General features: G+C 66.7%; 1 protein-coding gene. It reads right to left on the reverse strand.

The features are described 5' to 3' along the window. Positions 1–781: GDP-mannose 4,6-dehydratase (locus tag CIW48_RS32935; RefSeq protein WP_149314519.1), on the reverse strand; the 781-nt coding region annotated here is incomplete at both ends.

Genomic DNA, 781 nt, shown 5'->3' on the forward strand with positions numbered 1-781 from the left:
GCGTCGACCATCTCGGTGATCAGCGCCTCGAGGCTCGTCTCGGCCTCCCATCCGAAGGTCGCCTTGGCCTTCGCGGGATTGCCGAGCAGAACCTCGACCTCCGCCGGCCGGAACAAGGCCGGGTCGATGACCAGATGGTCGTCGATGTTGAGCCCGACATGCTTGAATGCGATCGCGCACATGTCCCGCACCGTCGTGGTCCGGCCAGTGGCGATCACATAATCGTCCGGGCGGTCCTGCTGCAGCATCAGCCACATCGCCTTCACGTAGTCCCGGGCGTGGCCCCAGTCGCGCTTGGCGTCGATGTTGCCCAGCCGCAGCTCCTTCTGCTGGCCCAGCTTGATCCGCGCCACCGCGTCCGTGACCTTGCGGGTGACGAACTCGACGCCGCGCAGCGGGCTCTCATGGTTGAACAGGATGCCGTTCGAGGCGTGCAGCCCGAAGCTCTCGCGGTAGTTGATGGTCATCCAGTGCGCGTAGAGCTTGGCCACGCCGTAGGGCGAGCGCGGGTAGAACGGCGTCGACTCGCTCTGCTTGGCCTCCTGGATCAGGCCGAACATCTCCGAGGTCGAGGCCTGGTAGTAGCGTGCCTGGGGGGCGGCCGAGCGCAGGCATTCCAGCATGTGCGCGGCGCCCAAGCCCGTCACCTGCCCGGTGAGCAGCGGCTGCTGCCAGGACGAGGTGACGAAGGACTGGGCGGCCAGGTTGTAGATCTCGTCCGGCTTGGCGGCTTGGACGATGCGCAGCAGGGCGGATTGGTCGAGCAGGTTGCCGTCGACCA

This window comes from Methylobacterium sp. P1-11, from assembly GCF_008329595.1.
Lineage (GTDB): Bacteria > Pseudomonadota > Alphaproteobacteria > Rhizobiales > Beijerinckiaceae > Methylobacterium.